The organism is Paenibacillus sp. S150 (genome assembly GCF_019352175.1).
In the GTDB taxonomy this organism is placed as follows: Bacteria; Bacillota; Bacilli; order Paenibacillales; family Paenibacillaceae; genus Paenibacillus_AQ.
In genome coordinates, this window is the sequence record NZ_JACBYI010000014.1 from 143572 (window position 1) to 157479 (window position 13908).

The 13908-nt window shown below is 49.9% G+C and carries 13 protein-coding genes and 1 pseudogene; 8 read left to right on the forward strand and 6 right to left on the reverse strand.

What is annotated here, in order from left to right:
- Positions 1–25: 25 nt before the first annotated feature.
- From HYD27_RS15055 to HYD27_RS15065, 3 genes are all read right to left on the reverse strand, one after another.
- Entirely contained in the window at positions 26–787 is a 762-nt protein-coding gene (locus HYD27_RS15055; RefSeq protein WP_228745149.1) for an SGNH/GDSL hydrolase family protein, read from the reverse strand.
- A 154-nt stretch (positions 788–941) separates the two neighbouring features.
- On the reverse strand, positions 942–2057 hold the full coding sequence (locus HYD27_RS32690) for a glycosyltransferase family 4 protein (protein ID WP_219216447.1): 1116 nt from the start codon (positions 2055–2057) through the stop codon (positions 942–944).
- Positions 2058–2356: 299 nt separating this feature from the next.
- A complete protein-coding gene (locus HYD27_RS15065; protein ID WP_219216448.1) occupies positions 2357–3202 on the reverse strand; it encodes a sugar phosphate isomerase/epimerase family protein in 846 nt (281 codons plus the stop codon).
- A 102-nt stretch (positions 3203–3304) separates the two neighbouring features.
- On the opposite strand from HYD27_RS15065, the gene HYD27_RS15070 reads away from it, so the two are divergent.
- Positions 3305–4270: an acetylxylan esterase gene (locus HYD27_RS15070; RefSeq protein ID WP_219216449.1), complete on the forward strand. Its 966-nt coding sequence runs from the start codon at positions 3305–3307 to the stop codon at positions 4268–4270.
- Positions 4271–4487: 217 nt separating this feature from the next.
- Here the strand turns inward: HYD27_RS15070 and HYD27_RS15075 are convergent, their stop codons facing one another.
- Entirely contained in the window at positions 4488–5081 is a 594-nt protein-coding gene (locus HYD27_RS15075; RefSeq protein WP_219216450.1) for a hypothetical protein, read from the reverse strand.
- A gap of 318 nt (positions 5082–5399) precedes the next feature.
- Here HYD27_RS15075 and HYD27_RS15080 point away from each other — a divergent pair, with 318 nt between their 5' ends.
- The gene (locus HYD27_RS15080; protein ID WP_219216451.1) at positions 5400–5783 is read left to right on the forward strand and encodes a YkvA family protein; all 384 of its coding nucleotides are present in this window, start codon (positions 5400–5402) and stop codon (positions 5781–5783) included.
- A 1436-nt stretch (positions 5784–7219) separates the two neighbouring features.
- Here the strand turns inward: HYD27_RS15080 and HYD27_RS15085 are convergent.
- Positions 7220–7372, reverse strand: a pseudogene (locus HYD27_RS15085) (winged helix-turn-helix transcriptional regulator); the annotation flags it as partial.
- 333 nt (positions 7373–7705) lie between these two features.
- Here HYD27_RS15085 and HYD27_RS15090 point away from each other — a divergent pair.
- On the forward strand, positions 7706–8116 hold the full coding sequence (locus HYD27_RS15090) for a CidA/LrgA family protein (RefSeq protein ID WP_219216453.1): 411 nt from the start codon (positions 7706–7708) through the stop codon (positions 8114–8116).
- On the forward strand, positions 8113–8802 hold the full coding sequence (locus tag HYD27_RS15095) for an LrgB family protein (protein ID WP_219216455.1): 690 nt from the start codon (positions 8113–8115) through the stop codon (positions 8800–8802). The genes HYD27_RS15090 and HYD27_RS15095 overlap by 4 nt, the downstream gene beginning before the upstream one ends.
- 13 nt (positions 8803–8815) lie before the next feature.
- Here the strand turns inward: HYD27_RS15095 and arfA are convergent, their stop codons facing one another.
- Entirely contained in the window at positions 8816–10327 is a 1512-nt protein-coding gene (arfA, locus tag HYD27_RS15100) for an arabinosylfuranosidase ArfA (protein ID WP_219216457.1), read from the reverse strand.
- A 146-nt stretch (positions 10328–10473) separates the two neighbouring features.
- Between arfA and HYD27_RS15105 the strand changes: the two genes are divergently transcribed.
- The 4 genes from HYD27_RS15105 to HYD27_RS15120 all read left to right on the forward strand — a co-directional run bounded on the left by HYD27_RS15105 (position 10474) and on the right by HYD27_RS15120 (position 12707).
- Positions 10474–11376, forward strand: a complete 903-nt coding sequence (locus tag HYD27_RS15105) for an ArsR/SmtB family transcription factor (protein ID WP_219216459.1) — start codon at positions 10474–10476, stop codon at positions 11374–11376.
- Positions 11377–11497: 121 nt separating this feature from the next.
- Entirely contained in the window at positions 11498–12034 is a 537-nt protein-coding gene (locus tag HYD27_RS15110; protein WP_219216460.1) for a hypothetical protein, read from the forward strand.
- Positions 12035–12127: 93 nt separating this feature from the next.
- A complete protein-coding gene (locus HYD27_RS15115; protein ID WP_219216462.1) occupies positions 12128–12301 on the forward strand; it encodes a hypothetical protein in 174 nt (57 codons plus the stop codon).
- Between the two features lie 220 nt (positions 12302–12521).
- Positions 12522–12707: a hypothetical protein gene (locus tag HYD27_RS15120; protein WP_219216464.1), complete on the forward strand. Its 186-nt coding sequence runs from the start codon at positions 12522–12524 to the stop codon at positions 12705–12707.
- Positions 12708–13908 lie beyond the last annotated feature (1201 nt).

A 13908-nucleotide genomic window follows, 5' to 3' on the forward strand; every position in this document is an offset into this window, starting at 1 on the left:
CGAATGTGCCGCAGGCCTTGGATTTCTAGTGGCTGTGCAGAGGCTGTCCCTTGCCGTCCAGCAGGAGCTGGGGCTCACTGCTCGATATGAATTCGAGCACCTTGTCAAAGATAATCCGGTGTCCCTCCCGGTTGGGATGAATCCCGTCGCGGCAGATGAATTCCGTATAATCCGGCTGCTGAAGGAAGGCGCCCCTGACATCGATAATCTTCGTCTTGGTGCTCTCGGCAACCTTGATAATCGTTGAGTTATACCGTTCCTGCCACCAGTAGATTTTCGTGACACTGCCCAGGAATTTCATAATCTTCGCTTCCGAGGCCGGATTGCTTCCGCTCACCCATTTGAAGTAGCTGTCCGCATTGAGCGGAGGCAGGCTCATTAGAATCGGCATGATTCCCTGGGTCTTCAAAAAATCGATCATATCCCGGAGCATGCTTTCGAAGGCCGGGAAATCGGTCTTGGGATTATGCTCTGCCTCCGGGTTATTCACGATCTCTTCCCAGTGGAAATCGCAGTCGTTTCCCCCATACTCAATCAGCACCATATCGGGTTTTTCCTTCAGCACATCGCGCTTCAGATTGCCGAAGCCCTTGAACAGCGTATTGCCGAATCTGGCGGTGTTGCGCAGCGCCCCCTTCAGCTTCCCTTGCAGAAGAGAGACGTAGTTATCCTCCAGAATAACGTATTTGCTTCTGGCTTCATCGTAGACTACACCTTTGGAGATGGAGTCTCCACTGACCATATATTTATACTCAAGCTCTGCAGACGCCGAACGATCCTCGTTCATATGCATTGCCTCACCTCCGACTCCCTTTATTGTACTTAATCTTAGTGTAAACCATTCAGGAAGGCATTCCTATGTATAAATGTCACGGTCACGCCGAACAAGCAGCAGCGAAAATCCGCGATTTGGGATTGCAGCTGCTGCATTCAGCCTGCAGTTACAGGCCTTTGTTTATTTTATAATCGGCCAACCGGCGGAATAACGGTGTCCGGGTTGACTCGTTCTGGGTGGACTGGGGGATATTCTGTACAAATCTTATTATAGCCTGTTCCATTTGTTTTACACTGTTGTCCCAGGTCCAGACCATAGAATCGGCCTCACCTTGTGCAGCAAGCCTGGCTCTGAGCGAAGGATCCTGAACCAGACGGAATACATCCTGCGCGAGCCGGTTTTCGTAGCGGTAGGAGAGCAGGCAATTGACGCCATGACGGGCATACATAAGATTGCCGCCGGAGTATACGGACACCAGTGCAGCTCCGCAGCGCATGGACTCCAGCCCTGGCAGGGAACCGGTATCGTATGCGCTGGCGCTGACAAAAATATCGGCTCCATTATAGTGGAAGCAGAGTTCTTCATCATCCTTCGGGGTGAAGAAGCGGTATTTGCCTCCGGCACTCATCCTCTGCAAGGATTCCGAGGAATAGAACTCATCCGGAGGACAGATGAAGTTGATATTCACGTCCGGCGCGTTGTGCTTAACAATATCGAGTTGCTCCACCAGATAGTCCTGCTGGCGGTGCGAGGAAAATCCGTTTTCTTCCTTGCGGAGAATCGCCGTGATATTCAGAGGCTCATGGAGCATATGGCGGATATGCTGGTTGCGAAACGACGCGCTGATGCCAACCGGCACAATGCTCCCGGTGATTCCATGGCTTAAAGCGATCAATTCCTGCTGCCATTGGGATAAGACAAGCAGTTTGTCAGTGATATGATAGGAAGGGAAAGATACATTGTTTTCCGGCAGGAAGAGCGGCTCATAACACAAAGACAGCCGGATATGCATGCCTTTTCCTTTTTTGCTGGCCGCCTCGGATACGGGGACAGTCGTATAGAAATTGGACACGATTATTTCACTGGCAGGGAAATCGGATTCCCGCAGCACCGTGTGATCCGTCCGCAGCAATTTGGAATGGATCTTATAGGAAATGTCGCCCCCGGACGGCATGAGGATCACAACTTCATGGCCCCGGTCGGTGAGCCTGTTGGTGAGTTCCACCAGCATGCGCTGCGCTCCGCCATGGCATAAGGTAAGGATGGGGAATGTAAACCTCACCGATAATCTCCTCCCTTCTACAATGAAGCTGAACAAATAGAAAACATTGGTTATACATACTATTTTATTCAACGTATATGGAAAAGTACCGGGTCTGCAGTCATTAAATTTCAACCGTTTCACCTAAAGTGAGATTGCCGAATGAAGGAGAATGAATGGCGAGTTCCGGGATGGAGGGCTGTTGCCGGGGCATCCAAAAGATACTGGCCGGAACGCAGAGCGTTACGCCTGCCGTTCCGGCCAGCTTGTATGTGCCGCCAAATGGCTGCAGAGGATGTGCATTTGCTGCTCCTTGAAAACTATGACCGATTCGCGGCCAGGCTGTTCAAAAGGCTTACCGTCTCCCGGATTTCCGGACCTTTAATTTCCTCCAGCGAGACATCGATCATCGGCTTGTGGGCCTGAAGCTTGTTCAGGAATTCCGCGGTATGGAACAAGCCCCGGCCTGCCTGGCCATGGCGGATATGGGAACCTCCCGGGTACATATCCTTCAGATGGGCCAGAATGATCCGGTCTCCAAACAGATTGAACGCATCATCAATAATTCTGTCCTGCTGAGGCACATTATCCCCGATCCAATTGCAGGGATCGAGCACTACGCCAATGGAGCTGGAGGGGACTTCGTCGAGAATCCGGCGCATTTTGGCCGGGGTGGACAACGTATGGGTGCATACCCCCTCCAGCCCCAGGAACACTCCCCACTTCTCTGCTTCTTCAGCCAGTTCCTCAACGGTTGTCCGGAGTGTCTCCCAGCCCAGTTCCTCATACCGGTAAGGCTCAAATTCTGCAAAGGTGGCCAGAGCCCCGGTTTCCGTAGCGACCATCGGCGCCCCGAACTGCCTGGCATAACGCAAATGCTCCTTGAACCGATCAATTTCCAGACGGCGGACCGCCGGGTCGGGATGAATCGGGTTAATGTAGCAGCCGAGCACACCGATGCGGATGCCCGCACGGTCAAACTGCTCGCCGATATAACTCGCGAGGCCGGGGCTCAGCTTCCCGGCAGAGGTATCGATATCCTGTATCGCCTTGGACAAGGCTAGCTGCACAAAATCGATTCCGTACTCCTGAAGTGCGGCAGTGAGCCCTTTAAGCGGCAGACAGCCTGCGGTATGGGCTAAAGTTCCGTAACGGATGATGAACATCTCCTTTTGAAAATTATGGATTTGTATTACTATTAGCTTTATATTAATAGCGCTTACAGCTACTTGCAATGACAAAGCGCTGACAGAATAGGAGAGTATGCAATGAATATGATAGAGCTGCGCAAGCAGGAGCTGGAGAACTGCCGCCCTGAGCCGACACTGGATCTGGGAAAAGTCAACGGATTTTGGAATGGAATCCTTGCTGAGTACGCCCATAAACCGCTGGAGCTGACTTCTGTTCCCGAAGCCACCCCCTATCCGGGAATGCGGGTGGATAAAGTCGGATTTCGGGGGTTTGATGAAACCAGAGTCAACGCCTGGCATATTCAGCCCGCCCATGCGGATGGGGGCCTGCTGCCCTGTATCGTTACGTTCCCCGGCTATACCGGCGACAGGGGTTACCCGGAGCGCTATGCTTCCTGGGTGCTGCTCGGCTATTCGGTGCTGGCGGTGGATGTGCGCGGACAGCTTGGGGAGACCGGCAACCTGCTGCCGCTGGAGAGCGGTGTGATACGCGGCTGGATTACCCAGGGGCTGCTGGAGAAGGAACGCTCCTATTACATGGCAGTAGCCATGGATACCGTAAGGGCCATGGAGACCGCAGCGCAGCTTCCGGGAGTGGACCCGGCGCGCATTGCCATTACCGGAGGCAGCCAGGGCGGAGGCATTGCCCTGCTGGCAGGTGCGTTAAGCACACGGGCCGCCGCTGTCGCCGCCGATATCCCCAACCTTTGCCGGCTGGATTTCGGCGTGCTGAATTCAACCAGCTCTTTGACGGAAATCGGCGATTATGTAAGGCGTTACCCGGAGCACCTGGAGCGGGTGCTGGATACCCTTGCTTATTTCGATATCGTGAATCTGGCGCCGCGCATTACGGCTCCGGTGCTTATATCCGTCGGCTGGAAGGATACCGTCTGCATGCCGGAAACCATATACGCCGCATATCACCGCATTGAGTCGTCCAAGCAAATCCTCGATTATCCGTTTTCGGGGCATGAGGTTAGTGAGTACCATCACCGCCAGAAGGTGCTGTTTATGCAGAAGCATCTGGGGCAGGCCGGAGGATAGCCGGGGAAGAATTTTAGAGTGCACAAAAGGGCGCCGCAGCCTTGGCGGCTGTGAACGCCCTTTTTCTGAAAAGATAAGAATTTATGTGGTTCAAGCAATACATTAGCCTTATCTTTCCCGCTGAAACGGATACCGTCCTTATCAGGACGGCGAAGCCGTTTCCACTTGAAAGATCAGAATTTATATGTATTGGGGGAAGCGAAGCTTATCTGTTATTTCACGGCTGCGCTGTAAATGAAAGAATGGATCGGGACTTCGGCCAAGCAAACTGGGCTATTGCGTTGGCCGCAGCGGGCAGGTAGAGGAAATCAGAGGCAGAAGTGCCTTTGATTCTCCTAGAAGCCGGCTGGACGGTGGAATCAAAGGCAGAAGTGCCTTTGATTCTCCTAGAAGCTGGCTGGATGGTGGAATCAAAGGCAGAAGTACCTTTGATTCTCCTAGAAGCCGGCTGGATGGTGGAATCAAAGGCAGAAGTGCCTTTGAATTCGCCCGAAGCCGGCTGGACGGTGGAATCAAAGGCAGAAGTGCCTTTGAATTCGCCCGAAGCCGGCTGGACGATGAAATCAAAGGCAGAAGTACCTTTGATTCTCCTAGAAGCCGGCTGGACGATGAAATCAAAGGTAGAAGTACCTTTGATTCTCCTAGAAGCCGGCTGGACGATGAAATCAAAGGCAGAAGTGCCTTTGATTCTCCTAGAAGCCGGCTGGACGATGAAATCAAAGGCAGAAGTACCTTTGATTCTCCTAGAAGCCGGCTGGATGGTGAAATCAGCGCGAAATGATTCTTCTCCTTCCCACTGAAATGGCAGCATTCTTAATATAGGACGCCGATAGGCGTCTTTCTTAAAAAGATAAGAATTTATTTATATGTTTCACGCTAAAAATTAGCCTTATCTTTCCCGCTGAAACGGATACCGTCCTTATCAGGACGGCGAAGCCGTTTCCACTTGTTGAATGTTGTTGCTTAGGGTTGACCATCTTAATAGCAAGAGGCGAGCTGGCCGGCTTGGGCCTGAACCCGGGCTTCTGCCTGCCGCCTGTTCAACCGGAGCATTCCGGTTTAATGTTATAATAAAGGCTCATTCCTGATGAACGCAAGGCAGCCTGGGAATCAGAGGAGGAACTCGCAGATGGAGAAGGACGGAGGCAAGCTCCCGGCGGAACTCGCAGTGGAGAATTTCAAATACAGCGAGAAAAACGAACAGCTTGTAAAAAAGAGCTTTTGGAGCAAAACGAAGAAATTTGCCGGTAAAATCCCCTTCACAAAAGATGCGGTGGCGATGTACTACTGTGCGGTGGATGCCAAAACCCCCTTGTGGGTCAAAGGCATCGCCTTCGGGGCGCTCGCTTATTTTATCTCGCCAATCGACGCCATTCCCGATGCGCTGATCGGCCTGGGGCTGACGGATGATGCAGCGATTATTGCCGCAGGCATCAAAGCGATAGCGGGGCATGTAACTGATGAGCACCGGCAGAAATCCGAGAAGTTTTTTGAACAGGAATCATCCGGTTGATGAATGAATCAAAGATAGTCCTGAAGAACCCAAAATAGTAGATTGTACCTGATGTTTTCAGGAGGATCTTGTCCACCGGCTATGAGTATGAATATCCATTAACGATGCATAAAAGCTGGCAAACTAAGCCTTGAAAAGCAAGTGCAATAAATAAATATCCCCTAATTTTGAACCTGAAAAGCTTAAGAAGGAGCCGCTAAACCGCTATGCTGCTTCGAAACGCCTTATCTAATTAAGCTTCGGGATGTCTGATTGCACTTTGTGCAGCAGATGTCCTCTCAATCGGCCGGCAAACGGAAGCTATTGCACTTTGTACAGCAGAATTTAGCAAGAACGGTGTTTTGGACCCCCGCGCCCGGAATCTGTTGCACCAGATACAGCAGGATGCAATTCGTCGCTGAATATTGAGCATTCTATTGCAGTAAGTGCAATCAGAGGATACATCTTCATGGGTTATCGTATATAATGCCGCTGGCTGGTCAAATGCAGCAAGCAGTATTTATCGACGGTGCATGATGGCTTTAAGCCGCAGGTGATCTGGAACCAGCTGTTTCCGTTCTTGATCACAACGCTTCTGGTTCAAGAGGTGCCCTACATTAGATTCCCGTTAATTTATAGCTGCAGAGACGAACAAGACACTAATAAATTGGGTGATTATTCAAAAGACGGGGAGTAGGTACATATTCTACTCTTAGTCAAATTCAAGTTCAGAGTGTCCTAAAAGGAGATAAGGAAATAGAAGGAACCATGGTTAAAGTTTCTCAAAAAGGAGGAACAATCGGATAAACTAAAGTCATTTCCAAACATTCCACTCATCTGCAAAAAGATCAAGCAGTTGTTTTGTTCTTGCGTAAAACTGATGACGGGAACTGTTTTCCGATTAATGAGGACGATAGTGTCTTTTTACGGAACATTTCCTTAAATAATTCCGTTCAGCAGATGAGCTGACAAAAATGAATAAGCTAATCATTTCTATACTCTCGTTCTTGCTGCTAATATACTGCTGAATGAATCCAAAGAAAATAAGGCGGTTAAGGAAGAAAATAATATCTCTTCAGTCGGGATTGGTTCTTTTGCTTTCCCTTATATTAAATGGAATAATAGTATATCACTATTACGGATACGCCTGCTGAAGAAGTTGACAAGCTGCTCGGAGAGATTACGAATTATTCAACAACTGGGACGGGAGAAACCCTGGATCATTCCTCTAATTTTTATCAAGTAGGGACTAAGTTATGGTCTATCAGAAATATCGATTCTTTACAAGAAATAGCTGTCGAAACAGGCAGAAATCAATATATTAAAGCAATAGTAACCAAAGAAGAATAAGCAGATTTTTGCCCTCAAACAACTCATTCTAAAAAAAGAGGTGCAACCGAAGTTGCACTATATAAATTCTCCGCCGGACAGCTTTCTTTGGAAAGCTGTTTGTTTTGCTATTCTTCGCCCCAAGCCTTCATCAGTCTGATGATGGGAATAAGCATATGGCCGAATTCGGTCAGGGAGTATCCAACCCTAGGAGGCACCTGCCGGTATACCTCATGGTGGACTGCGCCATCCCCTTCCAGCTCACGGAGCTGGAGAGTGAGCTAGCGCACTCCATCAATAGAATTTAGCATAATTTACTATATTGATCGCACTCCCAAAAATGGTATTAATAAACAATATTAAGCCTGCACGCAAGACACAGTCAAACCGGATAACGGGGGAACTGCAGCCTTGTGCTGATTCTCCCAGTCTGCCACGCCTGCAGGCGGCCTCCGGCTGCGGTCTGAACGAGCCGCGCAGCATTATACGGCAAAGTGGGTAAGGGTGAAATACATAAAAGCTTCGAAAAAGAATTGAAAACTTGCTGAAAGTTCTGCTAGTCTAATGAAGTGAGCACCGTATCGTCATTTCAAGATTGAAGGGATTCCTGCAGCATGAAAATCATTCGTATTATTGTTCAAGTAGGCGTATTGTACGTATTCTATCTCGCCGGAGACTATTTGCAGAAGCTGCTGCATCTTCCGGTTCCGGGCAGCATTGTCGGTTTATTGCTGCTTTTTATTTTATTGCTGTTCAAGATTGTGCCGGTAAAGCTGATTGAAGACGGTTCATTGTTCATTCTGGCTTATCTTCCGATGTTCTTCATTCCGGCTACCGCCGGAATTATGAATCACCTCGATATATTCAGCGGCCGCGGGCTGCTGATGATCGGCATATTGGTGGTAAGCAGTGTGCTTACCATGGTTGTGACAGCCCATGCCAGTGATTGGATTGCCGGACGCCGCATACGGCGCAGGAATCATGCTGCAGTCACTGCCGTGCGTGAGAAGGGGAGCCAGGCATGAGAATTCTGCTTGCGATCGGCTTCGTCCTGATGAATGTCGGCATTTATCTGTTCATGTCCATGCTGTACAGACGGTTTCGTCTTCCCGTGCTTCTTCCGGCGCTGACTGCAACTTTTACAGTGGTGGTATTGCTGCTGGGCTTCCATATTTCTTATGATACTTATATGATCGGCGGAGAATGGATCAACCGCTTGCTGGGACCTGCCGTGGTGTCGCTTGCGTATCCGCTCTACAAGCAGCGCCATGTGCTGTGGCAGAATCTGCCGGGAATTCTGGGCGGGACAGTCATTGGGCTGCTGGTCGGAATGTTCAGCGGCCTGCTGATGGCAGCCGGTCTGGGATTCTCCAAGCTGTATGTGCTCTCAATATTGCCCAAATCGATTACGACCGCCGTGGCGATCCAGATCTCCAGCAATCTTGGCGGTGACTCGTCCTTGACCTCCGTGTTCGTGATGATTGCCGGTTTTACCGGTGCGATTGGCGGGCCTTACATTATCAAGCTGTTCAGAATCCGCAGCGAATCCGGCATCGGCATCGGCCTGGGGACAGCTTCCCACGCCCTCGGCACGGCAAAAGCGCTGGAATACGGTGAACAGTCGGTATCCATGAGCTCTGTGGCGATGACAGTCTGTGCAATCGTAGGTTCAATCATAGGCCCGCTTGTCGCCTGGATCATGTACCATTAATGAAATCGGGTTATTATTTCTGCTTTACCCGCAGCCGGATCACATTCCAGGAGGCTTTGGACAATAAGGCAGTGATACGGCCGTCCGCTGCTGCAGCTGTTCCGCGGTCATGCGGGAGGACGTTCCCCGGATTGGCCTTGGTATTTGCCGCCTGGAGATTTTCTTCGTCCATGACGATGTGCTGAATGACTTCCGTCTCGCCGAAGCTGCGCAAATCCACGGCAAGCTCCATCCCTTCGCTCAAATGGCGGTTTACAGCAAAAACGGCAATCTCGCTAAGCTCCTCATTATATACGCTCACTGCTTCCAGGTAAGGAACATCAGTGAAATCCTTGGAATCATATTTCGGACTGGAAATGAGCGGGTGCAGTACTGTTCCCCGACCATACAGGGAAGCATGCATGTACGGGTAGTAAGTGGTCTGGAGCCACAATGGCCCTCCATTTTCAGTCATAATTGGTGCAATGGTATTGACCAGCTGCGCGATGCAAGCCATCTTCACCCGGTCTGCATGCTTCAGCAGGCTGATCAGGCAGCAGCCCACCACCAGCGCATCCTCCATCGTATAGACATCCTCGAATTCAGGCGGGGCAATCTGCCAAAGCTGTTCGGCACGGCTTGACCCCTGCGATTTCCAGACATTCCATTCATCCAGCGACAGATAGATCTTTTTCTTGCTCTTCTTTTTGGCTTTGATATAATCGCATATAGCTGCCACGCTGTCGATGAACTGGTCCAGGTTCAGGGAGCGGGCGAGGAAATTGGCCGTGTCCCCTTCGTGGTTGTTGTAGTAGGTATGCAGAGACAGGAAATCCACATTGTCATAAGTCAAATCAAGTACCGTAGCTTCCCATTCGGCAAAGGTACCCATGGCGCTGCTGGAGCTGCCGCAAGCGACCAATTCAACGGCAGGATCAGCCCAGCGCATCGCTTTGGCGGTTTCATTGGCCAGGCGCCCGTATTCTGCAGCAGTTTTGGCACCGATTTGCCAGGGGCCATCCATCTCATTGCCAAGACACCAGGTCTTGAAGCCGTGCGGCGCTTGCACACCGTGGGATATCCGCAGATCGCTCCAGTAAGAGCCGGACGGATGATTGCAGTATTCAACCAGATTTCTGGCGGCGTCAATGCCGCGTGTACCCAGATTGACAGCCATCATCACCTCGGAGCCGGCCAGCTTGGCCCATTCGGCAAATTCGTTCGTGCCGACTTGATTGGTTTCCGTTGTCCACCAGGCCAATTCCAGAGAACGCTTTCGTTCCGATTTAGGTCCAACGCCATCTTCCCAGTTATAGCCGGAGACAAAATTTCCGCCCGGATAGCGGATGATTGGAACATTCAGTGCCCGCACGGCTTCCAGCACGTCAGTCCGGAAGCCGTCCCCATCTGCAGATGGATGCCCCGGTTCATAGATTCCGCCATAGACGGCGCGTCCCAGGTGCTCAATGAACGAACCGTAGAGGCGGGGGTCCACCTCGGCCAGCTTAAAGTCTTTGTCGACAATCAGGGATGCATGAATAGTCATCAAGGGTTGCTCCTTTGCATGATTAATGAAAATGTTAATATAACATGGCAGTTTCTGATTACATAATACGAATGATCGGTGATAATTAGCAATATAATTATTTAGGATTAACATAAATATTAATTCAATTGATTTGGGGGATAGGCATGTATTTAACAACGAATTCGGAATCTCTCAAGGTATATGAAGCATTGGCCAGTGAAGTAAGACTGCGGATTATCGATCTGCTTGGCATCCAGGAAATGCACATTAAAGAGCTTGCCTCCAGATTGTATCTCAGCAGCGCCATTGTCAGCTCCCATGTCGCCAAGCTGCAGAAGGCAGGCATCGTAAGCTCGCAAATGAGAAGAATTGACGGCGGAACCTATAAATACTGTTCGCTGTCAGCCAACTTTTTGCAGATCAAGCTGTCAGGCTCCCACGGCATAGCCAGAAAGGTAGTTGAGGTATCCGTGCCCGTCGGCCATTATACGGATCTGCAGGCTGCACCCACCTGCGGAATAGCCACAACAGATAGGCTGATCGGCTATTACGATGATCCGCGCTACTTTCTCGATCCGGAACGGGTAGATGCCGGCATTCTATGGTTCGCCAAGGGCTACGTTGAATATAAGGTGCCGAATTATCTTTTCATGGATCAGACGGTGCAGGAAATTGAAATTTCCATGGAGATTGGTTCGGAAGCCCCTCATGTGAACGAGAAATGGCCTTCGGATATTACTTTTGCGCTGAATGATGTTGAACTGGGGAAATGGACAAGTCCCGGTGACTTCGGCGCCATGAGAGGGCGTCTGACCCCGTCCTGGTGGAATGCGGAGGTGAACCAATACGGACTGCTGAAGGTGTTGCGGATCAACTCAGGGGGGACTTACATCGACGGACAGCAGATCTCGGCGGTGACATTGAAGGAAGTGTGCTGGCAGCAGGGTAAGTGGAGCTTCCGGTTGACAGCAGAGGACAGCACCCGAAGGCGGGGCGGATTAACCTTGTTCGGCCGCGGCTTCGGAAATTACGAGCAGGATATAGTATTCAGGGTGTATTACGAGTAAACCTTGGATGAGCTTAATGCGGTGAAAGTGAAATTACACCTTGCCTATCCATAACCTTTCATATTACTGTTGAAAAATGGTGCGGGAGCGTTGTTATTTTCAATATAAGGAGGTGGCGGCGGTGAAAAAAGTGCTGTATGGCTTCATTGCCGTCTTCGCCCTGGCAGGAATTATAGTCTATGGCTTTGTCAGTGCGCCTAAGGTGATACAAGTGGACCGGGAGATTGAAGTCATGGGCTACAAGGAGGAAAATCCGGAGTTCGCGCAGCCGGTTACGCTGCTTTTTACAGGAGTTTTTGATGGAAAATCAAAGAGCTTCTTAGGCGGGCTGACGATTAACGGACAAGAATACAGGCAGTGCCGATTGTCACCGGAATTCGCATTGGCGACGTGCGTTATAGATGGCGTTCCTTCTTCAGTCATCGGAATGGTATTTGCCAGCGGGGATTTTAAGGAGTGGAGCCTGATGATAGGGCCTTCCTACGGCTATCAGAGCTCCTACAGTGAGCTGTACAGCTTGTTGAATGAAGGGGATTCTACAGGTTCGGCAGGAAATATCATCATGACGCTTTCCGATGCCGGCCGTGATTCTGCGCTGGAGGATTTTCATGTTCTGATGGAGCGCTGGCAGGACAAGATGGCGAGCCGGAATCCATAACCTCTGTAGAAAGCATGTTTGCGAAACAGTGCAATGGGTAACTATAACTTAAGTAACCCATTAACCTGCACAGCTTGCAAAGGAGGATTTCACATGTCAGATCATATCGAGAATGAAGCGGACATCCGCAATAAAGAAAACAAGGATGGCGATTCGCTCGCGGAACGCAAAAAGATGGAGAATGGCGTGGACGTTGAACCGGAGGCCGATGACTGGGTAGCCAAACCTGCGGAAACCTCCCATCCCGACCCGCTTCCCAAGAACTGAAGCCATATATAGAGTGAATTCTTAAGTTCTCCTTATATAGCGCTTGTCTTCCGGCAGACTATCCTTGGCGGGTAGTCTGTTTTGCTGCGGATTCATATTGAGAACCGTTTAGTAAATAATGTATACTTGAAGCAGGTACAACCTCATCATGTCTACATTCTCCAGTTCATCGCAGATTTCATTGGTCGCAGGTCATTCCAAGTTGCGGGGAGGAATCTTAATGCGAAGTCGGAACGAGAACGGCCGTTATCGGTACAAGCGCGGGGAGACGCTTGTGGGCAACCTGGAGAAGAGGTACGGATCGGATTTTGGCGTGCGCAGTGACATGAAGCTCGAAATGCTAAGAAGGCAGCATGAGGAGCAGCCGTTGACGCAGCTGTTCAAGGAGCAGCAGGACAAACAATGATAAATGCGGAGAAAGGCTGAAGCCTTTCCCGGATTAAGGCATAACCTTCGGGTTATGCTTTTTGTTCAAATATAGAATATATATGCTTGGCACATTTAAATGATCCTTCGATTTCTCGCTGAAACACCCCGGCCCTCATAAAGACGGCGTAGCTGCTTCCACTTGAAAGATCAGAATTTATCCTGAATTTCGAAAGTAAGTATCCACAAATCATTAAAAAGCTCTGCACGAAGGGATTTCTTGCTAAAAGCAGCTTGCACCCAATGGGTGAAGGAAAAAGAGGGGTTATCCCTTGTCCTATCTGGATTTGTTCAATTCACTTTCGATATTCAGGTTTATATGTTTTGGGGTCCACGCAAAGTACCTGAGTCATCATCGAGCCCAAGGCCCCACTTTGTGGGGCTATTTTGTCGTAGGATATACGCAGGCTTTTGGAGTGGACGCTCCGCGAACGGAGCGTTGTCCGGGTCGCTGTGCTCTCCAGATTTATTTCATTCCCCTTAAGAGCTGCGAGGAAATGAGTACCCGCTTTTGTTGACAAAAGCTCCACGGTTTTGGGAGCTTTGTCAACAATGTAGCGGTACTTTATTTCGTCGCAGTTTCTTAGCGGTGAAAATCCGGAGACCCAGGCGGCCGCTGCCGCTGTTCCGCGGGTCTGTCCGCTCCGCTGTTTAAGCGGGAGGCGGCTCTGTCATCTTTAAAAAACACAATAAAGAAACTTAATGTAAATGAAATGAACCGGAGAACCTGAAAACGCTGATGGAACGCAAGGAGGTCCATAGGGAACGGAAGCGAAGTGTAAAAAGTAACACTAATGGGCTGGAATTCTGGCTTGAACGGGCTTCAGTGGGATTTTGTACACTTAATAGAGGCCCGCTCCCCCTATACGGCTGGTTTCAGCCGGATTAGTTGTACTTTTTCCCACTAGGGATGATCCGGAATCCGAATGCGGTGGATTAGTTATCCTTTTTACCACTAAAATGGCTGCCCTTTGGATGAATGGTTCAAGTTCATCTTAAATTAAGCGTATTCCTCTGTAAGGGAGACAAACGGGGTAGCGTCAAGAAGTTTGTGTAAGGGTTGTAGGATATCCATTGGGACAATGGATAGGAATGGTTTTCAAGGGTCAGGGGGGATCCCCCCTGCGAAAATTTCCTTTCATATCCAGTTGTTCTGTCGTCGGTTGGGTTGGTTCTTAGAT